This is a genomic window from Bradyrhizobium sp. 87 (genome assembly GCF_023073015.1).
GTDB classification, from domain to species: domain Bacteria; phylum Pseudomonadota; class Alphaproteobacteria; order Rhizobiales; family Xanthobacteraceae; genus Bradyrhizobium; species Bradyrhizobium canariense_D.
Map to the genome: position 1 here is coordinate 191160 of NZ_JADPIQ010000148.1, position 26980 is coordinate 218139.

The following is a 26980-nucleotide window of genomic DNA, read 5'->3' on the forward strand; positions in this document are numbered from 1 at the left end:
GTCGATCTGCCGATCAGGTCCGGAAGAACACGAACCAGATGACCGCGAGGATCAGGATCGCGAGCCCGGTTGATATGGCGAGCAGCGCCGCCACCGACGGCCCAGGCTCGCCCTGGCGCGCCTCCGTCGGAGTTTCCACGATCTGACGTTGGTCTCGCGTGGTTGCCATGGTGACCTCAATTTCTGGCCGTCGCATCGGATGGCCGCGACTCCTCGCGGCGAATGTCCAGTGGCAACGCATGATCGGATATGATGTTCCGGTTTTTGCAGCCGGATCGGGCTGCAACCGCGCGCCGGGCGGCCGATTAACGCAGTTGCAAGATTCAGCGATCCGCCTTGCTATGATTCGGTGTTCCCCGATGGTATCTTCGTCTTCTGTCCCCGTTGCGTTTGGAGTAGCCCATGGCCCCCCGCGCCAATTGGAAGGGTTTTCTGCGTTTGTCGCTCGTGACCTGCCCGGTCGCGCTCTATCCGGCCACTTCGGATACCGAGAAAGTCTCGTTCAACCAGATAAACCGCAAGACCGGCCACCGGATCAAGTACCTCAAGGTCGACGCCGAGACCGGTGACGAGGTGACTTCGGAGGACATCGTCAAGGGCTACAAGGTCGACACCGACACCTATATCGAGGTCACCAAGGACGAGCTCGACGACATCGCGCTGGAGTCCACCCACACGATCGAGATCGACGAGTTCGTACCGAAGACCGACATCGACAGCCGCTATCTGATCCGCCCCTACTATCTCGTGCCCGACGGCAAGGTCGGCCACGACGCATTTGCGGTGATCCGCGAGACGATCCGGAGCATGGACAAGGTCGCGATCGGCCGCGTGGTGCTGACCAACCGCGAGCACATCATCGCGCTGGAGCCGCTCGGGAGCGGCCTGATGGGGACGCTGCTGCGCTACCCCTACGAGGTGCGCGGCGAGAAGGACTATTTCGACGACATCCAGGACGTGAAGCTGACCAAGGACATGCTCGACCTTGCAAAGCACATCGTCGAGAAGAAGTCCGGCGCGTTCGAGCCTGAGCTGTTCGAGGACCATTACGAGACCGCACTGATCGACCTCATCAACAAGAAGCGCAGCGGCGCGCCCATCGCAGCAAAGGCCGCGCCCAAGACCAGCGGCAACGTTATCAACCTCATGGACGCGCTGAAGAAGAGCATCGCGAACGAGAAGGACGCAGGCCCCGCGGCGAAGGTGGCCAAGGACGTGACCAAGGACGCCGTCAAGGGCAAGAAGCCGAAGAAGCGCGTCGAAGGCCAGCGTGAGATGCTGCTGCCGATCACCGGCAAGGGCGGCAAGGACACTGCTGCGAAAGCCGCTCCCAAAAAGGCGGACAAGCCGGTGCGCGCGCCGGCCCGGGCGAAGAAGGCCGGCTAGCGGCATCGCACAGCGCCGACGCCGTGATGCTGCCCCTCGTCGATCGGCCGACCTGACATGCCCTGGTCGACCGCGTTCGACGAACCCATCTCGTTACGTGGCGGGCGCAAGCTGCGGACGCTGCAAGAAGCTGCCGATCACATCATGCGACTGCCCGAGGATACGCAGGATGCGAGCCACTGGCAGACCGCGATCGAAACCCTGATCAACGCGGCCGAGACCGGCGGCGGCTGGATGATGTTCGCCCGCATCGCGGTGTTGCGGGCGCTGAATGCGGACGGTCGGCGCGAGTGAGCCGGGCGCCCCGCTCGAGAACAGGCTCAACAATCCGTTAAGTCAAGCCGCGCTTTCAGCGTCTGCCTGCGGCCGGAGGGCACGTAATCCTACGGAAGACAAAATTAACCGACGCTTCCCGCTCAGCGCAGCATCGTCGCCCCTCGATTGAACTCGGGGTTGCAGGCTCGTGAAGCAGCAGGACGCCAGAAAGAATTACATCGGCATCGTCAACGACGCGGCCGAGGAAGAAAGCCTGGCCGGCAGCTCCGCGCGAGCGCAGCCGTCCGTGGTCAGCTATCTGGTCGGACGTCTGGCGATAGTGCTGAAACGCTCCAGCAAGGCCGCACCGGAACGCCAGATCTCGTCCTGAGACGGGATGACGACATCGCCAAATGCGTCCGAATTGGGTGACGAAACCTTAAGTCAATCGATGTCACCATATCAAACGGCAGGTGAGGACCATCCGCCCTGCGTTTTGGCGCGCTCACGAAAACTTAGTGAATCAATTTACCATTCCGAAAACGGCACCGGCCTAGGTTGGACGGATGAACAGGAGTTGACGATGACTTTGCTCAAGTCATTTCTTGCCGACGAAAATGGTGCCACCGCCATCGAGTATTGTCTGATCGCCACCGGCATCGCGTTCGCGATCATCACGGCCGTGAACAACACGGGCAGCGCACTCCTGAGCAGCAAATTCAACTCGATCAGCGCGGCGATGAAGTAGCCGGCATAGCCGGCGCGCCGCAATCGCATCAGCACGAATCCGCGTGCAGCGCGCCGGATGATAGGCTCCTCCTTCCGATGCGGCGGCGACCCCAGTTTGATTTTCGCGAAGTTCGCATTATTGGCGTTGTGTCGCGCGGTTGCGCTGTCGTAGAGCGTAAGCTCAAACTCTAGCGGCCCTATGACATGATTCCTTCCGACAAGCCGACCTCGACAATCTGGGCTCGTCTTGGCTCGGACCGATCGACGCCGATCAGCGTTCTTGCTGTCCTGGCGGCCCTGTCGTTTCTTCCGGTGCTGCTGACCGCTATCCCCGCGATGGTCGACTATCCCAATCATCTCGCCCGGATGTACATTCTGAGCCAGAACGGCACTCCCAATGCCAATCCGTATTACGAAGTGGCCTGGGCATTCTATCCCAACCTTGGAATGGATCTGCTGGTCCCGCAAATGGCGCGGCTGATCAACGTCGAGAACGCCACGCGCCTGTTTCTGCTCCTGAGCCAATTGCTGATCGTCGGAGGCGCGCTTTTGCTCGAATGGGCCCGGAAGGGACGGGTCCATCTCGCCGGCTTTGCGGCGCTCGCTTTCCTTTATTGTCTGCCGTTCAGCTGGGGCTTCGTGAATTTCGAGTTCGGACTGGGCCTCGCTCTTTGCGGCATCGCCGTCTATCTGATGCTCGCGGAGCGCCCATGGCCACTGCGTTTCGTCGTCAACATGGTCTTCGTCGCAGCGCTGTTTGCAGCACATTTCTTCTCCCTCGGCGTCTATGGCGCGACGCTCGGCGTCTACGAGCTCTCGCGCATCCGCCATGGGCGAAGGTCGTACGGGGTCGCCGCCGCGCGGCTCGGCGCGTTGGCCATACCGGCGCTTGCCCTCTTTGGGATCATGCGCATGACCGCGGGATCGATCGGAAGCGAAGGAACGAGCTGGTTCATCGGATTCAAGCCGATCTGGCCGTTGCGCATCATGAACGGTTACAATCTGACAATCGCAGCGGCGACCGGGCTTACGCTGATGGTCTCGCTGTTCTTCGCCGCAAGACGCGGCGTCCTCAAGCTCGAAACAGCCGGGACCTGGCTCGCGATCGGCTTCGCGCTGCTCTACGTCGTCATTCCCTCGAAGCTGTTCGGAACCTCGTTCGTCGACCTGCGCGTCATTCCCGCTGCGGCTCTGATCCTGCCGGCCTTCTGCTCGCTGACGCTGCCCAGCCGGGCGTGGAGAATGGCAGCGCTCGCCGCGATCAGTGGCGTCATACTGATCAATCTCGCCGTCGTGCTCACGGTGTGGCTGCCTTACCGCACCGACTATGCGGCCATCGTCGAGTCGTTCCACAAGATCGATCGCGGCTCGCGCATCCTCGTCGCCAGCACGGACGACAATGGAGACCCGCCCTTCGCCGACCTCACCTCATATCCGATGTACTATGCACCTACGCTGGCCGTGCACTATGCCAACGCGTTCGTGCCCAATCTATTCACGGAAGCGGGCAAGCAGCCCGTGCGGCCACGCGAGGACGTGCGCCGTCTTGCCATTCCCTACGGGGGGCCGGTGCCGCTGGGCGTGCTTACCGCGATTGCGGCAAGCCGGCCGCCGGCAGGCGTTCCGCCGTTCGTCCGCACCTGGCATCAGGACTTCGACTATCTCTATGTCCTCGGGCCGCGAGCCGCAAACCCGCTGCCGGATCTGCTGGAAGCGCTGGACACCTCTGAGCGATTTGTTCTCTACAAGATCCGCCGCAAGTCCTAGACCGCAAGTCCTAGGCCGAAGCCGCGGCTGCCCAGCGTGGTTAATCGGGCATCACCATCTGCACCCGCCTTTTGGAAGCCACCGCGGTGCCCCATATCCTTAATGGTTGTGGCAAGGCGACCTTAACCACCGCCGGCATAGACTTCCGCTCCTGCAACGAGTTGGACTCTCTCGCATGGCGGCCAATTTCCAGTCGATCCGCTACAGCCTCGTCATCCCCGTGTTCAACGAGGAAGCCGTGCTGCCGGTGCTGCTGCGCAGGCTCGACCTCGTCTTGTCCCGGCTCGACGGGCCGGCAGAGGCGATCTTCGTTGACGACGGCAGCAGCGATTCCAGCTCGATCGTGCTACAGGCACTCGCCACGCGCGACCCGCGCTTTCGCTATATCGGCCTGTCGCGAAATTTCGGGCATCAGATCGCCATCACCGCCGGCATGGACGCCGCGCAAGGTGAAGCGATCATCGTCATGGATGCCGATTTGCAGGATCCGCCCGAAGTGATCGAGCAATTGATCGCAAAATGGCAGGAAGGCAACGACATCGTCCACGCCCGCCGCCTGTCGCGCGACGGCGAAAGCCGATTCAAGCGCGCGACCGCGCATCTGTTCTACCGGCTTCTCGGCAGGATGTCCTCGGTCGGCATCCCCGCCGACGTCGGCGACTTCCGCCTGATCGATCGCAAGGTGCTCGACGCGCTTCGGCAGATGCCGGAGCAGGACCGCTTCGTACGCGGCATGATCGCCTGGCTCGGCTTCCGGCAGGCGGAGGTCACCTTCCACCGCCTCGAGCGAGCAGCGGGCGAGACCAAATATCCGCTGTTCAAGATGCTGCGGCTCGCGATGAACGCCGCGCTCGGCTTTTCCGATCTGCCCTTGCGCCTGGCAATCTGGTGCGGATTGACGGTCTCAGGTCTGGCACTGCTCTATGGCGGCTGGGTGATCCTGTTGTGGCTCAGCAACGATAGTCATCTCGTGACCGGCTGGTCCTCGACGATGGTCGTCATGTCCCTGCTGTGTGGAATGAACATGCTGATGACGGGTATCGTGGGGCTTTACGTCGGCCGCATCCATGCCGAGGTGAAACGTCGACCGCTCTACGTGGTGCAGACCCGCGCTGGCTTCGACCGCAACGAGGCGGCAGCCGCACCCGCGATCCACGCCGTCAACGAGTGACACAGCGCATGACCGAGCTCTTCGACGGCTATCACGACAACTACCGTGACGTGGTCCAATCCTCGATCGACTTCTCCGGCTTGCCGCATCATTTCTTCATGCGCGCCAAGGCCGATCTGCTGGGCAACCTGATCGCGCAGCGGCTCGACACGGAGAGGCCCGACATGCTGGACGTCGGCTGCGGCGTAGGCAGCCTTCATCCACTGCTGCACGGCATGGTCGGCCGCTTGAGCGGCATCGACGTCTCGTCGGCCAGCCTGGCGCAGGCGCGCGCTGACAACGGCAGGGTCGACTACCGTGAGTTCGACGGCCGCACCTTTCCTTTCGACGATGCCAGCTTCGATCTGGTCACGGCCGTCTGCGTGATGCACCATCTCGTGCCAACGGAATGGGCGCAATTCATCGCGGAGATGCGGCGCGTGACGCGCCCCGGTGGACTCGTCTGCGTCATCGAGCACAATCCGTACAACCCGCTGACCCGTCTTGCCGTCGCGCGTTGTGAGTTCGACCGGGACGCCGTCTTGCTCGGGGCCGGCACAACCCGAAAATTGATGGCTGCCGGCGGCTTGCGCGAGATCGGTGCGCGCCATTTCCTGCTGCTGCCCTGCGACACCAAGCCGTCGCGGCGTCTCGAAGCGACCCTGAGCGGCGTGCCGCTCGGCGGCCAATACGCCGCCTACGGGACCGCTTGATCTATCTTTGCGGTATATCTCGCCGCTTGTGCACGACCGCCACGTCGTCGCTGTAGACGCGCTGCCATTGGGGCAGCCGGTCCAGCATCGCTATAGCCGGCGTCCCCGGCGCGAGCAACGTCGCGCCGATGCTGTATTCGTCGAGCAATCTGAGAAAGTCGCCGAGATCGACGAGCGCCAGGGCGCGATTGTAGCGGTTGATGAACGCTCCCCCGTACAGTTCACCGCGACCGTCGATAAAGGTGGGAATGCCGGCAAAGATCAAATAGCCACCGAAGGTATAATCGTTGAGCACGTGCCCCGCTGCGGCGAGGTTGGCTTCAGCGATGGCAGCCTGAGGGGTGATGGCCGGAGCCGGCCGTATATCACGGGCCAGCGTCGCCCCGCTCACCGCAATCAACACACCGAGGGCGGCCAGGTTCAGGCGGCGCGACGAGCCGGCCGCATCTTTCCCAATCGGTCCGCCGAACTTTCGCCCCAGCGGAGCCGCCAGATAGAGCGGCGCCAGCATGGCCAGCAGATCCGCATTGCGGATCTGGGCCAGCGCGAAATGCAGCAAGCCGATCACGACCAAGGCCCGGACCACCGGCAGCGTCACGCCGCGCGAGAGCGCGAAGATCCCGGCCAGCAGCAACAGCTCGAAGAAGCCTATATGGCTGAAATCCTGCGGCCGCCATTCCGCGATCCAACCGAGCGCGGGGCCGAGGCCGAGCGTGGTCAGCGGCATCAGCAGCGGTTCCGGCCCGTAGGGGGTCAGGCAGGACGCCGCGACCGCAAGCGCCGTGAACGGCAGCCAACGCAGGAATACGCGTGGCCATTCACTACGCTCCTCGCAGAGCAGCGCCTCGAGCCCTGCAGGGCCGATCAGTCCAAGCGCCAGCACCACACTGCCGTGCAGATTGGCCCACACGACCAGCAGCGGAAGGGCCCAGTACGGCGGAGGCCCTCGACAATCCATGCAGCGTACCAGGGCCGCCGCCCAGGTCACCATCAGCGGCAGCGCCAGTACATGTGGCCGCGCCAGCATATGCGGCGCCAAGAGGATGACGGCCACGATCACCATGAGCAGCGTCTGGGTCGGCGAAAGCTCGCGCAGCAGGAAGAAGGTGAACAGGCCAAAGGCGAGCGCTATCGCCGCGGCGCCGACGACGAGGACGCCTGGCCAGCCGGCGAGCGCGTAGGCTGCGGCGTAGATCACCTCCGAGAGCCATTCGAAGGTGATCCAGGGAGCGCCGTGCCTCGAAAAGGAAAATGGGTCGGTCGCTGGCAGCGTGCCATGCGCGATGATCCAGCGCCCGACCTCGATGTGGGAATAGCTGTCGGGATCATTGAGCAGCCGCGGTCCAAGGATCAGCAGCAGGCCATAGACGCCAAGGCTCACCAGCCAGGGAAGCGCCGCACGCGCCGAAAACGGTTGAACCTCGCTGTGGACGACCTGGTCACTCATGGCGAGCGCAAGTTAGGGCGCAAGCGTTAAATTCCTCTTTGACTTGACAGGGCCTGGCTTGGTGCGCGGCGGGCCGGTCACGCTTTGTGAACTATATTCCCGGTAGCGAAATCCGGGCTGCGGCGCTTTGACGACCATGCGGGTCCTGATACGCTTCACACTGTCAATCGACGAACCACGGCGGCTTGAAGGATGCGGATGAGAAGCGTGATGCTCTTGGCTTTCAGCCTCATCTTTGTTGGCGTCTGGTCGCAGGACAGCGCGAGAGGGCAGACTTCGGCCGCGCCGTCGGTTTCGCTTTCTCCGCCCAATGCATCGCCGCCGCATGCGGGCGCCAAAACTTCCAGACCTCCGCCGGCAGCATCCATCAGAGAAGCTTCGCCGCCGGTGATCGGCGGGCTTCCATCGGCGCCGAACCCAGCTGCCGACTACGATGGCTTCAGCGTAGGTATCGGCGACGGCAACGACACCTCGAGCCAGGTAGTCCCGCCTGTGAGGTCACGCAATGCGAAGGGCTCCAGGGCCGATCCGGGTGCGAAAGGCGCCGCTGAGCAATTGATCGATCAAGAAGACGAGTCGCTGAAACGCAAGCTGATGATCTGCCAAAGCTGCAAGTAGCGGTCGTAGTCCGGATGGAGCGCAGCGAAATTCGTCACTGGTCTATCCGGGTGGAACGGCCCCGGATTGCGCTGCGCTCCATCCGGGCTATGGCACTCGCTGCATAGCTGACCCACCGCGACTCTCATCGTCCGCGCTTTACCCTCCCCGGATTTCCTGATCCTCTCTCCCCTAATCGGCCGGAGCAACCGGCCTACGCCAGGGAGAGAGACGCCATGAAGCTCGGCACCGCGATTGCGGAAATCATGAAGCGCGAGGGGATCGGGATCCTCTGCGGCTATCCGGTCAACCATCTGATCGAGCATGCGGCCAAGGCCGATATCCGGCCGGTGATGGTGCGGCAGGAGCGCGTCGGCATCCACATGGCGGATGCGATCTCGCGGGTGACATCGGGACGCTCGATCGGCGCGTTCTGCATGCAGCATGGCCCCGGTGCGGAGAATGCGATGGGCGGCGTTGCGCAATGCTACGGCGAATCCGTTCCCGTACTGGTGCTGCCAATGGGCTATCAGCGCAGGCTTGCGCATATCGAGCCGAACTTCAATTCCAGCGAGGCGATGAAGGCGTTTTCGAAATCGTCGGAGCCGATCATCCTGGCCGCGGAAGTCGCCAACATTTTTCGCCGCGCCTTTACCAAGCTGAAGAACGGCCGCGGCGGCCCTGTGATCGTCGAGATCCCTGCGGACATGTGGAACGAGGAGGTGCCGGAGCCGCTGAACTACACGCCTGTGCTGCGCACCCGCTACGGCGCGGATCCCATTCATATGAAGGAGGCGGCCGACCTGCTCGTCAACGCCAAGCGCGCGGCGATCTATGCCGGCCAGGGCGTGCATTACGCCCAGGCGTGGCCACAACTGAAGCGGCTGGCCGAACGGCTCGCCATTCCCGTCACGACCAGCCTTGGGGGCAAATCGTCCTTCCCGGAAACGCATCCGCTCTCGCTCGGCTCCGGCGGCCTTGCGGTGCCGCGCGCCGTGCCGAAGTTTCTGGCTGAGGCCGACCTCATTTTCGGCATCGGCTGCTCCTTCACTGAAACAAGCTTCGGCATCGCGATGCCCAAAGACAAAACCATCATCCACTCCACACTCGATCCGAACCATCTCAACAAGGACGTGGAAGCCAGGATTGGCCTCGTCGGCGATGCCGGGCTTGTGCTCGACGCGCTGCTGGAGGAGATCGGCAAGACCGTCAGCGCGGATCGCGACGCGTCGGCGGTGGCAGCCGAGATCGCGGCTTCGCACAAGGAGTGGCTGGCGAAATGGATGCCGAAGCTCACCAGCAATGATGCGCCCTTGAGCCCCTATCGCGTGCTGTGGGACCTGCAACATACCGTCGACATCCGCAACACCATCATCACCCACGATGCCGGCAGCCCCCGCGACCAGCTTTCGCCGTTCTGGAAGTCGGTCGAGCCCCTCACCTATCTTGGCTGGGGCAAGACGACGCAACTCGGCTACGGCCTTGGGCTGGCCATGGGCGCAAAGCTCGCAAAGCCTGACAAGCTCTGCATCAATGTCTGGGGCGACGCCGCGATCGGCTTCACCGGCATGGATTTCGAGACCGCGGTGCGCGAGCGCATCCCGATCATGTCGATCCTGCTGAACAATTTTTCAATGGCGATCGAATTGAAGGTGATGCCGGTCTCGACCGAGAAATATCGCTCGACCGACATTTCCGGAGACTACGCCGCGATGGCGCGCGCCTTCGGCGGCTATGGAGAGCGGGTGACGAGACCTGAGGACATCACCCCCGCGATCAGGCGCGGCATCCAGAAGACGCAGGAAGGCGTTCCCGTGCTGCTGGAGTTCATCACCAGCAAGGAGACCGAGGTGTCGCGGCCGGGCACGTGAAGCGGGCCGGATTCCGGCAGCAAAACTCGCTGTCGCGGAGGCTGGCTCCGGCCGCAGGAGATGTGATAATCCGCCTCGGTGCCGCGCTTGTCGCGGCATCAAGCCGGATTGCGAATGACCGCCCCTTCCAACGACATCGCGGAATTTAAACGCCTGTTGCAGGCGGCCACAGCCGAGAACGCGCAGCTTCGCAGCGAGCTCGCGATTGCGCGCGATCGTCAGAACGCCAGCGCCGGGATTCTGCGCACCATCGCGGCCTCTCCGTCCGATGCCCGGCCGGTCTTCGAGGCGATCGCGTCCAGCTCCCGGCGCTTGCTCGGCGGCTTCTCCGCCACCGTGCTTCAGTTCATCGAGGACGAGCTCCACCTCGTGGCGTTTACACCAACGAGCCCCGAGGCGGACGAAGGGCTCAAGGCGTCGTTCCCGCGCAAGATTGCCGACTTTCCGACCTTTGCGCTGGTGCGTGGCGGCGAGACGATCCAGTTTCCCGATAGCGAAGCCGCGGAGGTCCCGGAGCTGAATCGGAACCTTGCGCGGCTGCGCGGCTTCCGCAGCGTGCTGTTCATGCCCCTGATGAATCGGGCGACGCCAGTCGGCATGATCAGCGTCACGCGCGCCGAGCCCGGCGCGTTCGCAGCCGACCACGTCCAGCTGCTCCAGACCTTCGCCGATCAGGCAGTGATCGCGATCGAGAATGCGCGCCTGTTCAACGAGACACGCGAGACGCTGGAGCGTCAGACCGCCACCGCCGACATTCTGAAAGTGATGGCCGCCTCGCCGTCCGACGTACAGCCGGTGTTCGACGCCATCGCGGCCAATGCCAACCGGCTGATCGGCGGCTTCTCCACCGCGGTGCTGCGCTACATTGGGGGCGCGGCGCACCTTGCGGCGTTCACGCCGACCGATCCGGCCGGCGATCGCGTGCTGCAGGCCTCGTTCCCGGTGCCATTCGCGCAGTTCCCGCCCTACCGGCTCGTGGCCAATGGTGTGGCGGCGCAATTGCCCGACACCGAAGTCGAACCCGCAGCCCGCGACATCGCGCGCGCCCGGGGCTACCGCAGCATGCTGTTCGCGCCCTTGATGAGCGACGGCGCGGCGATCGGCGTCATCATCGCCACGCGGCGCGCGACCGGCGCGTTCGGCGAGCATCACGTGCGGCTATTGCAGACCTTCGCTGACCAAGCGGTGATTGCGATCAAGAATGTCAGCCTGTTCAACACCACGAGGGAAGCGCTGGAACGGCAGACCGCGACCGCCGACATCCTCAAGGTGATCGCGGCCTCGCCCGCGGATGTGACGCCGGTGTTCCAGGCGATCTCCGACAGCGCCAAGTCCCTGGTCGGCGGACATTCCTCCACCGTCACGCGCGTCATCGACGACCTGCTGCACCTGGCCGCCTTCAGCACCGACAACGAAGCCGGCAATGAAGAGCTGCTCAATTCGTTCCCGGTGCCGCTGTCGGCATCCGGCATTCACAGCCGGGTGGCAAGAAGCGGAGAGTTCGCATTCCGCAGCGACATGCAGAACGAGCCCGACCTCACGGACGCCATGAGAGAGCTGGCGCGGACGCGAGGCTATCGCAGCATCCTCGTGATCCCGATGCTACGCGACGGCGTCGCGATCGGCACCATCGGCGTGACGCGGCCGGAGGCCGGTCCTTTCCCGGACAAGGCGATCGCCCTGCTCAAGACCTTTGCAGACCAGGCCGTGATCGCCATCGAGAACACGCGCCTGTTCAACGAGGTGCAGGACCGCACCCGGGACCTCGCCAAATCGCTCGACGATTTGCGCGCTGCCCAGGACCGGCTGGTCCAGACCGAGAAGCTGGCTTCGCTCGGCCAGCTCACCGCCGGCATCGCGCACGAGATCAAGAACCCGCTCAACTTCGTCAACAACTTTGCATCGCTCTCCGCCGAGCTGACGGACGAGCTGAACGCGGCGCTCGCGCCTGTCCCGCTCGCGGACGACGTTCGTAGCGAGGTCGACGAGCTGACCGGACTGTTGAAGGACAATCTCGCGAAGATCGTGCAGCATGGCAGGCGCGCCGACTCCATCGTCAAGAACATGCTGCTGCATTCCCGCGAGGGCGGCGGCGAGCATCGGCTGAGCGACATCAACGCACTGGTCGAGGAGAGCCTCAACCTCGCCTATCACGGCGCCCGCGCCGAGAAGCCACAGTTCGACGTGACGCTGAAGCGCGAGCTCGATCCGGCGGCCGGACAAGCGGAAGTGTTTCCGCAGGAGATCACCCGGGTGCTGCTGAACCTAATCTCGAATGGCTTCCACGCGGTCGCCAAGCGCAAGTCGGATGACGGCGCCGCCGATTACGAGCCGGTAGTGATCGCCGCGACACGCGACCGGGGCGACAGTATCGAGATCCGCATCCGCGACAATGGCACCGGCATTCCGCACGAGGTGAAGGAAAAGATGTTCGATCCGTTCTTCACCACCAAGCCGGCCGGCGAAGGCACCGGCCTCGGATTGTCGATGAGCCACGATATCGTGGTGAAGCAGCACGGCGGCACAATCGACGTCGCGACGGAGCCCGGCGCGTTCACCGAGTTCACGATTCGATTGCCGCGAAGCAGCAGCTTTCCGGACGGACGCCGCGGCTAGCGGTTCTTATTCCGCCATCTCGACGGGTTGCGTCGTGGACGGACCGGCCAGCGGCCGCTCCTCCATCATGATCAGGCAGAGCGCGGCGCCAGCCATCAGCGCGGTGGCGGCGCCGAAGACGTAGCGGAACGCATGCCGCATGTCGTCCGCGGGGATCGCATTGACGGCGCCGTGATGCTCGCCGGCGAGCGGAACGTCGGCACCGAGCGCGATGAGCAGGATGGCCGCGAACGCCGCAACCGTGAACGAGGACATAAGCGAGCGGAAGAAGTTCAACGCGCCCGTGATGGTGCCGACCTGCGGACGGGCGACCGAATTCTGCACCGAGACGACGCAGACCGGAAAGGTGGTGCCGAGGCCAAGCGCAAACGCAGCCATCAGCGTCAGCAGCGCCCAGAGCGGCAACGTCGTCAACGTGAGGCCGAGGCCGCACAGCGCTGCCCAGGACGTTCCTACGATGGCGACCCGCTTGTAGTGCTTGGCCCGCGCCATGGTGCGACCAGCGATGGCCGCGCCGCAGGTCGAGACCGCCGCGAGCGGAATCAGCGCGAGGCCCGCTTCGCTGGCGCTGAGGTGATAGACCGCCTCGTAATAGAGCGGCAGCTGCACCGTGAGGCCCGTGATCGCACCGAGCGCGCAACCGCCGGCCGTCAGCCCGAACGGCACAACCGATCCTCCGAGCAGCGGCAGCGGCAGGAACGGCTCTTCCGCCCGGCGCGCGTGCCACACGAAGGTGACCGCGAGCGCTACAGCGCCGCCCACCATCGCAAGCACGGTGGGCGAGAGCCACGGGAAGCGCGTGCCCCCCCAGGTCAGCACCAGCATGAAGACGACGGCAGAGGCCATCAGCAGCACGCCGCCGATCCAGTCGACCTTGCGCTTGCGGTGGAACACCGGAATCTTCTTCATCCTGGGCAGCAGCAACGCGATCGCCGCCGCCGCGAGCGGCACATTGATCCAGAAGATCATCGACCAGTGCAGATGCTCGGCGAACACGCCGCCGATGACCGGGCCGAGAATGCCGCCGACCATCCAGACGCTGGAGAAATAGGCTTGATACTGGCCGCGCTCGCGTGGGCTCACGACGTCGGAGATCACGGTCTGCACCACCGGCATGATGCCGCCGCCACCCAGTCCCTGGAGACCGCGTGCAAGAATCAGCATCGGCAGGTTCGGAGCGATCGCGCACAGCACCGAGCCCGCGACGAACAGGCTGAGCGAGATGATGATCATCACACGGCGCCCGTAGATGTCGCTGAGCGTGCCGAAAACCGGCGCGACCGCGGTCGAGGCGAGCAGATAGGCGGTGATGACCCAGGAGAGATTGGAGACGTCGTGGAACTGGCGTCCGATGGTCGGCAGCGCGGTGGCGACGATGGTCTGGTCCAGTGCGGCCAGGAACATCGTCAACATCAGGCTGATGACGATGGTGCGGACCTCGTCCTGCGACAGCGGCGCCGGCGGCGCGAGCGAAGGAGCGTCATCGACGCTCAAGACCTCGCTCGGAAGGCGCGACAATTCCTCGGCGATGTCGTCGGGCAATGTCTGGGTGTCGGCAGAACTGCTCTGCCGCTCGAACTTGTTCATCTCGACCGGAAGCCATGAGGCGGCGCAACACCGCGAAGGATTCGTTCTATGCAGTCAATGTAGACAGCAAAGTTCTTCTCAGGCAGGCACCGCGGCGCATGGGAGCATCCCACCCCACGGCCATCGCGAGGACGTGATCTACCTGGTGCGGCGGATCAGTCCTTCGGACGTCGCTTCAGGCGCGCCCGTTTTGGCAGCTGCGCCGGCCACTGCACGATGTGGTTCTCGAGCTCATCGTCCGGAATCTCGACCTCGCTGCCTTCGACCCGTCCGCGTACGGAGACGCCCGCGTCATGCACGGTGTCGGGATCGCCTGACACCAGGGGATGCCACCAATAGAGGTCGCGGCCTTCCGCAACAAGCTTGTAGCCGCAGCTCGGCGGCAGCCAGTTCAGGGTGCGGACATTGGCCGGGGTCAGGCGGACGCAGTCCGGAACCTTGTCGGAACGATTCGCGTAGTCCTTGCAGCCGCAGGTCACCCCATCGAGCAGCTTGCAGCCGACATGGGTGAAATAGATGTCGCCGGTGCCATCTTCCTCGAGCTTGTTCAGGCAGCAGCGGCCGCAGCCGTCGCACAGGCTCTCCCATTCGGGCCCCGACATCTCTTCCAACGTCTTGGTTTTCCAGAAGAATCCTTCCTGGCCTGAAGGTCGTTTGGGAGCTGCGGTCATGCGCCTCAACAAAAGTTCGAAAGAGCTACGGTTGGTGCCATCTAGGGCGTGCGGCCGTGGGGCTGCAAGCAACGCCCGCGTGAGGCCCGTAATGAACCGGGGTCAATTAGGCCTGTTGTTCAAAATCGCAAGCGTGACCATTGGTTTATAGGCCCTGCTCGGCTAGAAGGAACAGCGAGTCCCCACCGTCGCTGGCCGGGCGCCTTGGGTTTGCCGCAACACTCCCGCAAGACGTCTCGATGCCGCCCCCGGCCGGGTGCTTGAACGCTTTCGAACCAAGCCGCAAGGGTTCTAGGTGCGCCAGATCATACCACCGCATTGGAAGGCCCGGATCCGGAATTTCTTCCTGGACCTCGATGCGCGCATCGACTCCTCGCTGTTCTCCTCGGCCAAGGGCATCCGCGAGCTCTACGAGCGCTACTCGACCTTCATGGACCGCTTCTATGTCGGGCGTTGGAAGCGCTGGGTGTTCATCGAGCCGCTGTCGGAGGCCGCGACGCTGGGCCTCGGCGGCCTGGTTGTGATGCTGACCCTCGCCATCCCCGCCTTCCGCGAGACCGCGGACGAGGACTGGCTGAAGAAGTCCGACCTCGCGGTGACCTTCCTCGACCGCTACGGCAACCCGATCGGCAGCCGCGGCATCAAGCACAACGATTCGATCCCGTTGGAAGATTTTCCGGACGTGCTGATCAAGGCGACGCTCGCGACCGAGGACCGCCGCTTCTACGAGCATTTCGGCATCGACATCGCCGGCACCGCGCGCGCGCTCGTCACCAACGCCCAGGCCGGCGGCGTCCGCCAGGGCGGCTCTTCGATCACCCAGCAGCTCGCCAAGAACCTGTTCCTGAGCAACGAGCGCACCATCGAGCGCAAGGTCAACGAAGCCTTCCTCGCGGTCTGGCTGGAATGGCGCCTGACCAAGAACGAGATCCTCAAACTGTATCTCGACCGCGCCTATATGGGCGGCGGCACCTTCGGCGTCGACGGCGCCGCGCATTTCTACTTCAACAAGTCGGCACGTGACGTGACGCTCGCCGAAGCCGCGATGCTCGCCGGCCTGTTCAAGGCGCCGACCAAATACGCGCCCCACATCAACCTGCCCGCCGCCCGCGCCCGCGCCAATGTCGTTCTCGACAATCTCGTCGACGCCGGCTTCATGACCGAGGGCCAGGTGTTCGGCGCCCGCCGCAACCCCGCCTTCGCGGTCGACCGCCGCTACGAGGCGTCGCCGAATTATTATCTCGACTACGCCTTCGACGAGATGCGCAAGCTGGTCGACACCTTCCCGAAATCCTACACTGAGCGCGTCTTCGTGGTCCGGCTCGCGATCGACACCAACGTGCAGAAGGCGGCGGAGGACGCGGTCGAGAACCAGCTGCGCCAGTTCGGCCGCGACTATCACGCGACGCAGGCCGCGACCGTCGTCTCCGATCTCGACGGCGGCATCCGCGCCATGGTCGGCGGCCGCGACTACGGCGCCAGCCAGTTCAACCGCGCCACCGACGCCTATCGCCAGCCGGGCTCGTCGTTCAAGCCTTACGTCTACACCACCGCGCTCCTCAACGGCTTCACGCCGAATTCGATCGTGGTCGACGGCCCGGTCTGCATCGGCAATTGGTGCCCGCAGAACTATGGCCATTCCTATTCCGGCGCGGTGACACTGACGCAGGCGATCACGCGCTCGATCAACGTTGTACCCGTCAAGCTGTCGATCGCGATCGGCCAGAAGGAGCAGCCGAAGGCGCCGAACCCGGCCAAGATCGGCCGCGCCAAGATCGTCGAGGTCGCGCGCCGCTTCGGCCTCAAGGCACCGCTGCCCGACACGCCGTCGCTGCCGATCGGCTCGGACGAAGTCACCGTGCTCGAGCACGCGGTGGCGTACGCGACTTTCCCCAACCGCGGCAAGGCAGTGACGCCGCATTCCGTGCTGGAAGTGCGCACCGGCGCGGGCGATCCGGTCTGGCGCTGGGACCGCGACGGGCCGAAGCCGCGCCAGGCGATTCCCGCCTCCGTAGCCGCCGACATGGCCGGCATGATGAGCCACGTCGTCAGCGAAGGCACCGCGCGCCGCGCAGCCCTCGACGGCATTCCGACCGCGGGCAAGACCGGCACGACGAATGCGTATCGCGACGCCTGGTTCGTCGGCTACACCGGCAATTTCACCTGCGCGGTCTGGTACGGCAATGACGACTATTCGCCGACCAACCGCATGACCGGCGGCTCGCTGCCGGCGCAGACCTGGCACGACATCATGCTCGCGGCGCATCAGGGCGTCGAGGTCCGGGAGATCGCCGGTATCGGCATGGGCCAGAAGCTGCCGCCCGAGCGGATCACCAACGCACAGGCCAATGCGGCGCCGAAGGTGCTGGAGACCAAGCCCGGTCCGCCGCCCGTATTGACCAAGCGCGGCGCCGACGTTTTGGTGCGCGTCGAGAAGCTGCTGGATGACGCGGCCAGGACCGCGGCCAAAGCGGCCGCCACCGACCCCAAGCAAGCCAAACCGGCATCGTCCACGAGCGCGCTCGCCTTCCCGCAGAACTATGCGGAAGAGAATGCGAACGCATCCGCCCCGCGCAAGAACTGACCGAACAAGTGCGGCTGATCCTGATCACATTGACGGCCCTTCTGCTCGCAACCGTGGTGGGCGTCGGCGCGACCTGGATGACGACGACGCGCGGCACCGAGATCGGCGCGCTGACCATCGGCCCCTGGACCGCGCGTCCGCGCACCGGCACCGCCGACGTCGATCCCTATTCGCGCGCCACCATCGTGCGCAACGGCGAGCTGCCTATCGGCACCGGCGACGGCGTCGCCTTCACCGCCACCGCCGACGACAAGAAGAAGGTGCTCGACGGCCGCTGCGACGTCGTGGTCTCCGGCGTGACACCGCCGGCACGGTTCTGGACGCTGACGCTCTATGACCGCAAGGGTCATCTCGTTCCCAATTCGCTGCAGCGCTACGGCTTCACCAGCCAGGAGATCGTGCGGCAGTCCGACGGCTCGTTCGAGATCCGCATCGCCTCGCGCTCGCGCGCCGGCAACTGGCTGCCGACTGGCGGCATCGAACGCTACACGCTGATGCTGCGGCTCTACGACACCCCGGTCGGCGTTGCCACGCGCACCCAGCGCGACGCGCCGATGCCCACGATCACGACGGCGGGCTGCTCATGATCCGGCTGTTGTTCACCATCGTTGCCGGCGTGGTGCTGGGCCTCGTGGTCCATCTCGTCAGCGTGCTGGCGTTGCCGCGGATCGCGACCCAGGACGCCTATTCGCGGCTGACGCCGATGACGAAACTCAACGCCGTCACGCAGCTTCCGCTCGCCGATCCGCAGACCTCGCCGATGCCGTTCATGGACCCGGCCTTTGCGCTCGCGATCTGCCGCTACGATCTGTCGAACGGGCCGATCAAGCTGACGGTCCCCGTCAGCCAGGCCTACACGTCGGTGTCGTTCTACACCCGCAACGAGATCGCCTACTACGCCATCAACGACCGCTCGGCCGGCAAGAAGGTGATCGAGCTCGACCTGATGACCGAGCCGCAGCACAACGAGCTGCCCGAAGACGAAGAGATCACCGCCGCCGACCGCCTGATCATCGATTCCCCCAGCACCACCGGCCTGATCGTGATGAAGGCGCTCGCCCCCGAGCCCGGCCTGATGCCGCAAGCGCAGTCAACCCTCGCTGCCGCGAGCTGCGGACCGCAGACCGAGCCGCCGGCCAAGGCGGAAGCACCGCGCGGACGGCGCTGAGGTGCGGCTTCGGCGGCGCAAAAACAAAAAAACGAAAAACAACCCCATGCACAGTAGCGGGGGTATTGAAATCATTAGCCATTTTGATTGCACCAACTAGGCGTTTGCCGAACCGATACATCCCTGCCCGTCGTGCTGTTCAGCTTTGACACGTCGGGCAAAACACTGGCAGAATGGCATCATCGAAAGTTCACCCGCGCGGAGCAATCCGCCGCGGGTTTTTTCATGCCGGAGCGCAGGTGCCATGATCGAGAAACACTATTGTCCCCCGTGGGGGCGGGACTAGCGACGCTGATGTCCCGAGCACCGGTCTGTTACTTCAAGATCCGTGCTGATTCCAAATCCTCAATTCCGCTCGGTTTGGCGTCAACTGTTCCCGATCACGGACGGCCGGTCACCAAGTGCTAAACGCGGAGATTGAGCAATGCCAAAGCATGACGAAACATCGAAGCAGCGGGAGAAGCGGGAACTCGACGAGGAATTGGACCGGCAATTGCAGCAAACCTTTCCGGCCAGCGATCCGCTGAAGATCACGCGGGGCTCAACCAAACCACAAGCAGCAAAGCCGGCTGCGCGCGACAGCGAACGACGGCGCCGCTAGTCTATCGATCAGCCGACAGAGCGGGAGCCGTGGTCTCGCGGAAAGAAGGGTTCGCCGGCGAGCGATGAGCCGCGGTACGCGTCACGCCTTCGGGTCGGTGCCGATCAGCGGATTTGACATTGTGCGTTCAGAGCCGGCGGGAGGAACAACGAGAACGTCCACACTCAACGAACGCAGGACTTCTTCCGTTACGCTCCCGATCAAGGCCCGAACCAATCCAGATCGCCCGTGCGTCCCCATCACCAGCATGTCAGGCTGCCTCTCCGAAACAGCACGGGTGATGACCTGCATGGGCCCGCCCTCGCCGACCTGGAGAGACCATCGTTGCGTGCCGAGCTTGTTCGCCACCAGAAACTTCGTCAGCTCCTCCGTTGCCTTCAGACGCTCGCTATCGACATATCCGCTGATGACGGCCGCGCTCGCACCGGAGCGGACCAATCGCGCTTTCGTCATCGGCGAGAAGGCGTGAAGGATCGTTGTTGCGCCCTGTGTCAAGAGTCCGGTGGACAGCCCCACGCGGATTGCATCGGCGGATGTATCCGACATATCGACCGGCACCAGAGCGCGTTCATAGCGCCGCTGCGCCTCGTTGTTCACCATCAGAACCGGATACCTTCCTCCGCGAATTACACGCTCGATTGTGGTGCCTGTGAAGATGTCGCGCAGAAACTGCTTACGATGGGCTCCCATTACAACGAGATCCGCGTCGGCTGCTGCAGCCGCTCGCAATATCCCGTCAAAGGGATGGCCCTTGACCACGATCGGGTAGCACTGAACGTTTTGCAGCTCCGGCATGGATGCGATCTGCTCAACCAGCACCCGCTGTGCCTCACGCTCTTCGATGCGGATCAGCTCGGCTGGCTGATCCTCGTCGACGACATGAACAAGGTGCAGAGTTGCATCAGGGGAGCGCGCCAGGAGGCCGGCCTGCCGCAAAGCGCGATTGGACCGCGTCGAGAAATCTGTCGCAGCGACGATATTCATGTCAGAATCCTTACAATTGCGAACGGCCGCCGGCCCGATGGCCTGCCAAGCTCGACCAGCGCGGCAATTCGGTTGCCTTGCGGAGGGCCTATGACGCTGTTGCCTGCCAGCTTCGTTCGTCCGGTTTGGCCTGGACCGACGATCTGGAGCCGAGAAGCAACCAAGCATCGCGCCCCGCGAACATGCGGCGCACGATATCTTTCTCGCTCATAAGCAACTGTTGTACGCGGTGACGGAGGTGAACCTCCCAACGTCACCTTTTAGGATCGTGAGGAATTGGCGCTCGGCGGCGAGCGAATGCCTCGCGGAAGCCATCGGGATCTGAAATCCAGATGAACATGACCCATGAGGTCAGGACGAGCAGCGCGAAGAACACCGACATGAGAAACTCCCGGCTTTGGTTGCAGAAATGTTGAGGTACCATCCCGGACGATCTGAATCGTCCGGGTTACCGGCGGATCTGCAGCTGGGTCCTATAAATCCGGCGTCGTAGCGTTGTAGTCATCACTGCCTCTGTTTGCGGTGCGGCTCGCTTGCGAGCGGCATGTGCATTGCTCGCTCTGCCGGGCACCGAGCTTCCAGCCCTCGCGAACGCGGCATGGACTGAGTTCGGGGCTGATTGCCTCCGATCAGGCGGCCAACATGCAAAGACTTCGGCGAACTCGCCTACTACTCAGCGTCATGCATCATGTACTTAGAGGTGGGCATGCGATGCAGGAAATCAAATGCGACATTTAGCCTGGATTGACCGACTGGCCGGTCAAGGAACCAAAAAATCGCGCGTCTCGCGCTAATTGCCCTCTGGTCCGCGAACTTGCGCACTCTTTTCGGCGGTATCGCGAAATCGCGCTGCGCCCACCAATACGGTCAGCGCAATAGGCGTGGTTACCACGCCAAGCCCGATGATCAGGATTTCGTGCAGCACGGGCCTGCTCTGAAGTACCGAAAAGCAAACGATTGAAGCAGCTGCAATGAATACGGTGCCCAGCGTTGTCCCGAGCGTCGGCGCGTGGACCCGCTCGTAGAATGTGCCGAACCGCAAAAGGCCCAGCGAACCGACCAGTGTGGCGGCGGCGCCGACAAGAAGGAGAAATGCCGTGAGAGCCGCAGCCCAGGGCGGCAGGTGTTCGATGCCGTTCATTCCATCACCTCGCCGCGCAGCAGAAACTTCGCTAGCGCAACCGTACCAACAAAACCGAAGAGGGCCATGGCCAGAGCCGCCTCGAAATAGAGCGTTTCGCCGGATCGAATCCCGAACGTCAGAAGCAATAACATCGCGTTCACGGACAGCGTGTCGAAACCCAGAACGCGATCCTGTGCTCGCGGCCCCCGAAAGATGCGAGCCGCGCCACAGCCGATAGCCAACACCAGAAGTACCTGTGCGGCGACAAGCGCGTAGATCAGCAAGAGCTGGCTCATTCGAATATCTCCAGCAGATGGCGTTCGTAGCGCTGCTTGATCGTGCGGATCCACTCGGCTTCATCAACCAGGTCGAGAACATGGATCATCAACAAGCCCTTCTGTGCATCGAAATTCACCCACAGCGTTCCGGGCGTCGAGGTGATGATGCAAGCCAACATGGCCAGTCCGTAGGGATTGCGCATGTCGAGCGGAATGTTCACGAACCCGGATTTTCGCTGCCGGCGCCCAAAGCCGAGAATGATCCGGCCAACCGCCAAGTTGGAGCGGATGATATCAATCGCTACCAATCCCAACAGGCGGAGAAGGACGCCGGGTCGCCTGACGTGCGTGCTTGGCAGCTCCAGCACGGTGAGGATCCGCCCGCCGACGAGCGCGATCACACAACCGAGGAGGACATGTCCGACCGTGACTGCTTGATTGAGCAGCAGCCACAATGCGAGAAGACAGAAGCTCACCCGCGGAAAGGGCAGGAATCGCGTCATTCGCCACCCGCCTTTCGGCTGCCTTGGACGCTGATCTCCAGGACGTCGCTGACGTAGCCCGCCGGGGCGTGCAGCGATTGCGCCGTTGCCTGCATGAAACGCATCACCGGACCGGCGAGCACTGTCTGGGTCGCGCAAATGATCAACAGGAACATGATGGGCGCCATTTCGATCAGGCGCACACGCGGCACGGTGCGATCTGGCGAGGCCCAGAAGGAGCGGATACCTGCTCGGGTCAGCGCGACCAACGCCGCAAAACTGGACACGAGGAGCGCCAACAGGAGCGCCCATCCACTGCCGGGAACGGCACCGCCCGGATGCATGTCTGAAGGATGAAGCGCCGCCGTCAGCAGCGCGAATTTGGCTATGAACCCCGACAGCGGCGGAAGCCCGGCGATGACCAGGGCGCATCCGATAAAGGCGACGCCGAGCAATCCCATCGTGGCCACAATGGCCATGCCGACTTCCTCTTCGGTATCGTCCGCACCGTGGTCTTCTCCGTAAGCTTCTCGCGTGACGGCGATCACGTCAGCTCCGGGTTCGCGGCCGCGCTCGATGAGTTCGGCCAGAAGGAAGAACGCGCTGATGCCGAGAGTCGAGCTGACCAGGTAAAACAGTGCTCCGCCGGCGACACTGACTTGCCCGGTCCCGGTGGCTGCCAGCACGGTTCCGGAGGATACGAGCACCGAAAAGCCGCCGAGACGGGCGGTGTCCTGGGATGCCAATGTGCCGATTGCTCCGAAGGCGATCGTCGCCACCCCGCCCCACAACAGCCAGTCACTGCCGAAGCCCGCTGACGCGCCGCTGCCCTCACCGAAAAGCAACAGCGATAGACGCAGGATGATATATACGCCGACCTTGGTCATGATCGCAAAGATCGACGCCACCGGTGGACTCGCAGATGCGTAGGCCGTCGGCAGCCAGAAACACAGAGGCCACATGCCGGCCTTGAGCAGGAAGGCCACGGCCAGCATGCCGGCGCCTGCTTCGAGCAAACCGCGGCTCTCCGCAGCGATTGCAGGTATCCGCGCCGAGAGGTCCGCCATATTGAGCGTCCCGGTGACGCCATAGATCAGGCTGACCCCGATCAGGAACAATAGAGACGCGACCAGATTCACGACGATGTAGTGCAACCCGGCCTTCACCCGTGCAAGACCGGAACCATGCAGCAGAAGTCCGTACGAAGCGGCCAGCAACAACTCGAAGAAGACAAACAGGTTGAAGAGATCGCCGGTCAGGAAGGCACCATTGAGGCCCATCAACAGAAATTGAAAGAGCGGATGAAAATGCGCGCCTGTCCGGTGCCAACGGGCAAGAGAGAACACAACCGACGCCAACGCCAGGATGCTGGTCAGGAGCAGCATGAGCGCGGAGAGCCGATCGAGAACGAGGACAATTCCGAACGGAGCAGGCCAATCGCCCAGGCGATAGACTTCCCTGATTCCGGGGTGACCCGAATCAGACATTCCGAGCAAGATCACCGCGACGCAAACGAGTGCAACCGTTGCGGCGACATTGACCGCAGCCACGATGTTGCGGTGCCGCTCTCCATTCAAGAGCAGCATGCCTGCGCCGGCAAGCAGGGGCAGGACGATAGGCGCAACGACGAGATTTGCGATTCCGCTCACGCCTCGGGCTCCTGACCATCGACGTGATCGGTGCGAGCCAGGCCGCGCGACGCGAGGAGAACGACAAGGAACAACGCCGTCGTCGCAAAACTGATGACGATTGCAGTCAGTACGAGCGCCTGTGGTAGCGGGTCAGCATGTTTCGTTGCATCCCCGATCTCCTTTGCGATCAGCACCGGCGCTCCCGTCCGCACCCGTCCCATGGCCACGATGAAGAGATTGACGGCGTAAGAGAGCAACGAAAGCCCGATGATGACTTGAAACGTGCGCGGCCTGAGGATCAGCCACACTCCGGACGCCGTAAGCGCACCTATGCCGATGGCCAGGCTAAGCTCCATTACACCAACTCCTCTTTCGCTCGCTCATCGTGCGCGCGTTGCCCCGCCTGGAGCGGCACGCCATAGCGACGCAGCGATTGATGCGCGATTGCGATGAGCATCAATACCGTGGCGCCGACGACGAGCGAGAACACACCGATATCGAAGAGAAGAGCGCTGGCCGTGGGGACGCGACCGAGCAGAGGCAGTTCGGCATATGCAAAGTACGAGGTCAGGAAGGGGTGTCCGAAAACGCAGGCGGCAGCTCCCGCACACCCTGCCAGCAAGAGGCCGAAACCCATCCAACGCACCGGCATGACGTGAAGACGAGCTTCCACCCACACCGTGCCGCGAGCCATATACTGCAGGATGAATGCTGTTGCCATGGCGATGCCGGCGATGAAGCCGCCGCCCGGAAGGTCGTGCCCGCGCAAGAGAAGGAAAATGGCCACGACGCCGATCACGGGAAACAGCAGCCCCATCATCAATGCCGCGGTAGCAAGCGTGTCTTTGGCAGTGTCGCCCTTCTGTCGATCGGGATGAGCCTCGTCGTGGGCATCCTGGGCATGCTGCTGTTCGGGAACGGGAATGCTTTCGGGGGCCGGACGGAAACGGCGCAAAAGCGCAAAGACGGTCAGTGCGACGACCGCAAGCACGGTGATCTCGCCGAGCGTATCGAACCCGCGAAAATCCACCAGGATGACGTTCACCACGTTGGTTCCGCCCCCCTTCGTGTAGGCGTTTTCCACGAAGTATCGCGAAATGCTGTGGTTGTCCGGGAGCTGCATGGCCGCCAGCGCAAGCGTGCCCAAACCGAGCCCGGCGAGGAGCGCGATGGAGAAATCGCGAACGCGGTGCCACCGAATGCTGTCGGGCGCCTCTGCCGGGCCTGGTCGCGCGATGCGTTTCGGCAGCCACCGCAAGCCGAGCAACAGGAGAACCGTCGTAACCGTCTCAACGACGATCTGCGTCAGCGCGACATCGGGAGCGGATAACCAGACGAAGCTGACGCAGGTGACGAGACCCGCGGTCCCGAGCAGTATCAGCGCCACCACCCGATGAAATTTGGCCTGGACCGCGGCCGCCACCGCGCAGCCAACGCCCACCACCCAGAGTAGTCCAAAGACGAGGTCGAATTCCCTCCTTGACGGTCCCGTCAGCGAGAGGCCGCGGGCGTAGAGGGGCAGCAGAGCAGCGACGAACGCCACGCCAGCCAACAGTCTCAATTGTGGTTGGAGACGCCTCGTGCCGAGATTGGTGGCGAGCCATCGCGCAAACCGCCAGGACAATGTCACCAACACCCAGTCAAAGATCCGCTTGCCATTGATGCGACCGAGCAAGGGCGGTCCCTCATGCGCGAGCAGGTAGGAGCGCAGCATGACGTAGACGCCCAACCCACCGGCCATCGCTACGATGCTCATCAGAAGTTCAGGCGTAATTCCGTGCCAGAGACGAAGGCTGTACTCCGGCATCGCGGAGCCGAGAACCGCCCGGGCAGCCGTATCGAGGATCGGCGCCACTGTGAGAGCCGGCGCGACACCGACGATGAGGCATGCCAGCACGAGCAGTTCGGCCGGAAGTCGCATCAACAGGGGCGGCTCATGTGGAACGCGTGGCAAGCCGGTTGGAGCCGGGCCGAAGAACACGTCGCGAATGAAGCGCAGCGAATAGGCAACCGTGAACGTGCTGGCGAGAGTGACGATGTACGGCAGCGCCTGATCGACGAGGGAATTGTCATGGACCTCGATCGTCTCGGCAAAAAACATTTCCTTCGACAGAAAACCATTCAGCAACGGCACTCCCGCCATTGCCGCGGCAGCCACCATGGCCAGCGTCGCCGTAATCGGCATGAAGGCCCATAGCCCGCTAAGGCGGCGGATGTCGCGCGTGCCGGTTTCGTGATCGATGATGCCGGCCGCCATGAACAGCGATGCCTTGAAGGTCGCGTGGTTCATGATATGGAAAATCGCCGCGATCTGTCCGAATGGGGTATCGAGTCCGGTCAAAAGCGTGATCAATCCGAGATGGCTGATCGTCGAGTAGGCCAATAGCCCCTTCAGATCCTGCTGGAACACGGCGAGAAAGGCGCCCAGAAAAAACGTGATCAGGCCGATCGAGCCCACCAGCCACAGCCATTCATTCGTTCCACCCATTGCCGGCCAGAGCCGCGCTAGAAGGAACACTCCGGCCTTCACCATTGTTGCCGAATGGAGATAAGCTGAAACGGGAGTTGGAGCGGCCATCGCGTGCGGCAGCCAGAAATGAAACGGGAACTGGGCGCTTTTTGTGAGAGCGCCGAGAAGGATCAGAACGAGTGCGGGGACATAAAGCGCGTGCGAACGGATCGCGTTTCCGGAAGCCAGCACCTGCTCCAGGTCATAGCTGCCGACGATGTGCCCGATGAGCAGCACGCCGGCGAAGAGGCAAAGCCCACCCGTCGACGTGATCACCAGCGCCATCCGCGCGCCGTCTCTCGCCGCCGCGTTGTGGTGCCAGTAACTGATCAGCAGGAATGAAAAGAGACTGGTCAGCTCCCAGAAAAAAACCAGTTGGAGCAGGTTGCCGGAGAGCACGATTCCCAGCATTGCTCCCATGAAGGCGAGCAGCAGGGAGAAGAACCGCGGAACGGGATCACTGGGTGACATGTAGTACCGGGCATACAGCACCACCAGAAAACCGATGCCGGTGATCAGCATGGCGAAGGCCCATGCGAACCCGTCAAGCCTCAGCACAAATGCGAGTCCAAGTTCAGCGACCCAGTCCGTTCGCCACCCGACAACGCCACCATTCGTCACGTTCGGATAAGCCGCGCCGATGAGGCAAAAAGCTGTAAGTGCGACCGCTCCAGCGAGCCATGCCTCAGCGTTGCGTGCATTGACCCGCAAGAGTGCCGCAATAAAGCTTCCCGCGAAAGGAAGGACGAGAACGGCAAGCAGGAACATTTGCGTTCATTGCCCCAGGCTGCGAGGTGGAGAGATGCTTTCGCTGATCCTCAATTGCTTAGC

26 protein-coding genes are annotated in these 26980 nt (G+C 63.3%); 14 read left to right on the forward strand and 12 right to left on the reverse strand.

What is annotated here, in order from left to right:
• Positions 1-13 precede the first annotated feature (13 nt).
• On the reverse strand, positions 14-169 hold the full coding sequence (locus IVB50_RS39360) for a hypothetical protein (RefSeq protein WP_007593402.1): 156 nt from the start codon (positions 167-169) through the stop codon (positions 14-16).
• Between the two features lie 233 nt (positions 170-402).
• On the opposite strand from IVB50_RS39360, the gene IVB50_RS39365 reads away from it, so the two are divergent.
• The 7 genes from IVB50_RS39365 (at position 403) to IVB50_RS39395 (ending at position 6000) form a co-directional block, all read left to right on the forward strand.
• A complete protein-coding gene (locus tag IVB50_RS39365; RefSeq protein WP_018458552.1) occupies positions 403-1386 on the forward strand; it encodes a Ku protein in 984 nt (327 codons plus the stop codon).
• A gap of 57 nt (positions 1387-1443) precedes the next feature.
• Positions 1444-1680, forward strand: coding sequence for a hypothetical protein (locus IVB50_RS39370; protein ID WP_018458551.1), 237 nt, complete (start codon positions 1444-1446; stop codon positions 1678-1680).
• Positions 1681-1849: 169 nt separating this feature from the next.
• Positions 1850-2032, forward strand: a complete 183-nt coding sequence (locus IVB50_RS39375) for a hypothetical protein (protein ID WP_018458550.1) — start codon at positions 1850-1852, stop codon at positions 2030-2032.
• A 192-nt stretch (positions 2033-2224) separates the two neighbouring features.
• Positions 2225-2389, forward strand: coding sequence for a Flp family type IVb pilin (locus tag IVB50_RS39380; RefSeq protein WP_018458549.1), 165 nt, complete (start codon positions 2225-2227; stop codon positions 2387-2389).
• Positions 2390-2574: 185 nt separating this feature from the next.
• Positions 2575-4137, forward strand: a complete 1563-nt coding sequence (locus tag IVB50_RS39385) for a hypothetical protein (RefSeq protein WP_018458548.1) — start codon at positions 2575-2577, stop codon at positions 4135-4137.
• Between the two features lie 175 nt (positions 4138-4312).
• Positions 4313-5308, forward strand: a complete 996-nt coding sequence (locus IVB50_RS42855; RefSeq protein ID WP_018458547.1) for a glycosyltransferase family 2 protein — start codon at positions 4313-4315, stop codon at positions 5306-5308.
• An 8-nt stretch (positions 5309-5316) separates the two neighbouring features.
• Positions 5317-6000: a class I SAM-dependent methyltransferase gene (locus tag IVB50_RS39395; RefSeq protein WP_018458546.1), complete on the forward strand. Its 684-nt coding sequence runs from the start codon at positions 5317-5319 to the stop codon at positions 5998-6000.
• A 1-nt stretch (position 6001) separates the two neighbouring features.
• On the opposite strand, the gene IVB50_RS39400 is transcribed toward IVB50_RS39395, so the two are convergent.
• Positions 6002-7447: a hypothetical protein gene (locus IVB50_RS39400; protein WP_247300169.1), complete on the reverse strand. Its 1446-nt coding sequence runs from the start codon at positions 7445-7447 to the stop codon at positions 6002-6004.
• A gap of 198 nt (positions 7448-7645) precedes the next feature.
• Here IVB50_RS39400 and IVB50_RS39405 point away from each other — a divergent pair, with 198 nt between their 5' ends.
• The 3 genes from IVB50_RS39405 to IVB50_RS39415 all read left to right on the forward strand — a co-directional run bounded on the left by IVB50_RS39405 (position 7646) and on the right by IVB50_RS39415 (position 12531).
• Positions 7646-8065, forward strand: coding sequence for a hypothetical protein (locus tag IVB50_RS39405; protein ID WP_026233607.1), 420 nt, complete (start codon positions 7646-7648; stop codon positions 8063-8065).
• Positions 8066-8280: 215 nt separating this feature from the next.
• The gene (locus tag IVB50_RS39410) at positions 8281-9915 is read left to right on the forward strand and encodes a thiamine pyrophosphate-requiring protein (protein WP_018458542.1); all 1635 of its coding nucleotides are present in this window, start codon (positions 8281-8283) and stop codon (positions 9913-9915) included.
• Between the two features lie 114 nt (positions 9916-10029).
• Entirely contained in the window at positions 10030-12531 is a 2502-nt protein-coding gene (locus IVB50_RS39415; protein ID WP_018458541.1) for a GAF domain-containing protein, read from the forward strand.
• 6 nt (positions 12532-12537) lie between these two features.
• On the opposite strand, the gene IVB50_RS39420 is transcribed toward IVB50_RS39415, so the two are convergent.
• Both IVB50_RS39420 and IVB50_RS39425 read right to left on the reverse strand, forming a co-directional pair.
• Positions 12538-14118, reverse strand: a complete 1581-nt coding sequence (locus tag IVB50_RS39420) for an MDR family MFS transporter (protein WP_018458540.1) — start codon at positions 14116-14118, stop codon at positions 12538-12540.
• 155 nt (positions 14119-14273) lie between these two features.
• On the reverse strand, positions 14274-14789 hold the full coding sequence (locus tag IVB50_RS39425) for a YcgN family cysteine cluster protein (RefSeq protein ID WP_026233606.1): 516 nt from the start codon (positions 14787-14789) through the stop codon (positions 14274-14276).
• A 295-nt stretch (positions 14790-15084) separates the two neighbouring features.
• Here IVB50_RS39425 and IVB50_RS39430 point away from each other — a divergent pair, with 295 nt between their 5' ends.
• From IVB50_RS39430 to IVB50_RS39445, 4 genes are all read left to right on the forward strand, one after another.
• Positions 15085-17373, forward strand: a complete 2289-nt coding sequence (locus tag IVB50_RS39430; protein WP_085352296.1) for a PBP1A family penicillin-binding protein — start codon at positions 15085-15087, stop codon at positions 17371-17373.
• Between the two features lie 8 nt (positions 17374-17381).
• Positions 17382-17960 (forward strand): DUF1214 domain-containing protein, encoded by a 579-nt coding sequence (locus tag IVB50_RS39435; protein ID WP_018458537.1) that lies wholly within the window; start codon positions 17382-17384, stop codon positions 17958-17960.
• Positions 17957-18541 carry a DUF1254 domain-containing protein gene (locus IVB50_RS39440; protein ID WP_018458536.1) on the forward strand — a complete coding sequence of 195 codons (585 nt, stop codon included), beginning with the start codon at positions 17957-17959 and terminating at the stop codon, positions 18539-18541. Before IVB50_RS39435 ends, IVB50_RS39440 begins: the two co-directional genes overlap by 4 nt.
• A 424-nt stretch (positions 18542-18965) precedes the next feature.
• Complete coding sequence (locus tag IVB50_RS39445) at positions 18966-19142, forward strand: hypothetical protein (protein WP_018458535.1); 177 nt, start codon at positions 18966-18968, stop codon at positions 19140-19142.
• A gap of 81 nt (positions 19143-19223) precedes the next feature.
• Here IVB50_RS39445 and IVB50_RS39450 read toward each other — a convergent pair whose 3' ends face one another.
• From IVB50_RS39450 to IVB50_RS39480, 8 genes are all read right to left on the reverse strand, one after another.
• A complete protein-coding gene (locus IVB50_RS39450) occupies positions 19224-20126 on the reverse strand; it encodes a universal stress protein (RefSeq protein ID WP_018458534.1) in 903 nt (300 codons plus the stop codon).
• Positions 20127-20379: 253 nt separating this feature from the next.
• On the reverse strand, positions 20380-20508 hold the full coding sequence (locus IVB50_RS42520) for a hypothetical protein (RefSeq protein WP_018458533.1): 129 nt from the start codon (positions 20506-20508) through the stop codon (positions 20380-20382).
• A gap of 408 nt (positions 20509-20916) precedes the next feature.
• Complete coding sequence (gene mnhG / locus IVB50_RS39455; protein ID WP_018458532.1) at positions 20917-21267, reverse strand: monovalent cation/H(+) antiporter subunit G; 351 nt, start codon at positions 21265-21267, stop codon at positions 20917-20919.
• Positions 21264-21545 carry a K+/H+ antiporter subunit F gene (locus IVB50_RS39460; protein ID WP_018458531.1) on the reverse strand — a complete coding sequence of 94 codons (282 nt, stop codon included), beginning with the start codon at positions 21543-21545 and terminating at the stop codon, positions 21264-21266. Before IVB50_RS39460 ends, mnhG begins: the two co-directional genes overlap by 4 nt.
• Positions 21542-22030 carry a Na+/H+ antiporter subunit E gene (locus IVB50_RS39465; protein WP_018458530.1) on the reverse strand — a complete coding sequence of 163 codons (489 nt, stop codon included), beginning with the start codon at positions 22028-22030 and terminating at the stop codon, positions 21542-21544. Before IVB50_RS39465 ends, IVB50_RS39460 begins: the two co-directional genes overlap by 4 nt.
• Entirely contained in the window at positions 22027-23658 is a 1632-nt protein-coding gene (locus tag IVB50_RS39470; protein WP_018458529.1) for a monovalent cation/H+ antiporter subunit D, read from the reverse strand. Before IVB50_RS39470 ends, IVB50_RS39465 begins: the two co-directional genes overlap by 4 nt.
• A complete protein-coding gene (locus IVB50_RS39475) occupies positions 23655-23996 on the reverse strand; it encodes a Na+/H+ antiporter subunit C (protein WP_018458528.1) in 342 nt (113 codons plus the stop codon). The genes IVB50_RS39470 and IVB50_RS39475 overlap by 4 nt, the downstream gene beginning before the upstream one ends.
• Positions 23996-26917 carry a monovalent cation/H+ antiporter subunit A gene (locus tag IVB50_RS39480; protein ID WP_247300171.1) on the reverse strand — a complete coding sequence of 974 codons (2922 nt, stop codon included), beginning with the start codon at positions 26915-26917 and terminating at the stop codon, positions 23996-23998. The genes IVB50_RS39475 and IVB50_RS39480 overlap by 1 nt, the downstream gene beginning before the upstream one ends.
• Between the last annotated feature and the right edge of the window lie 63 nt (positions 26918-26980).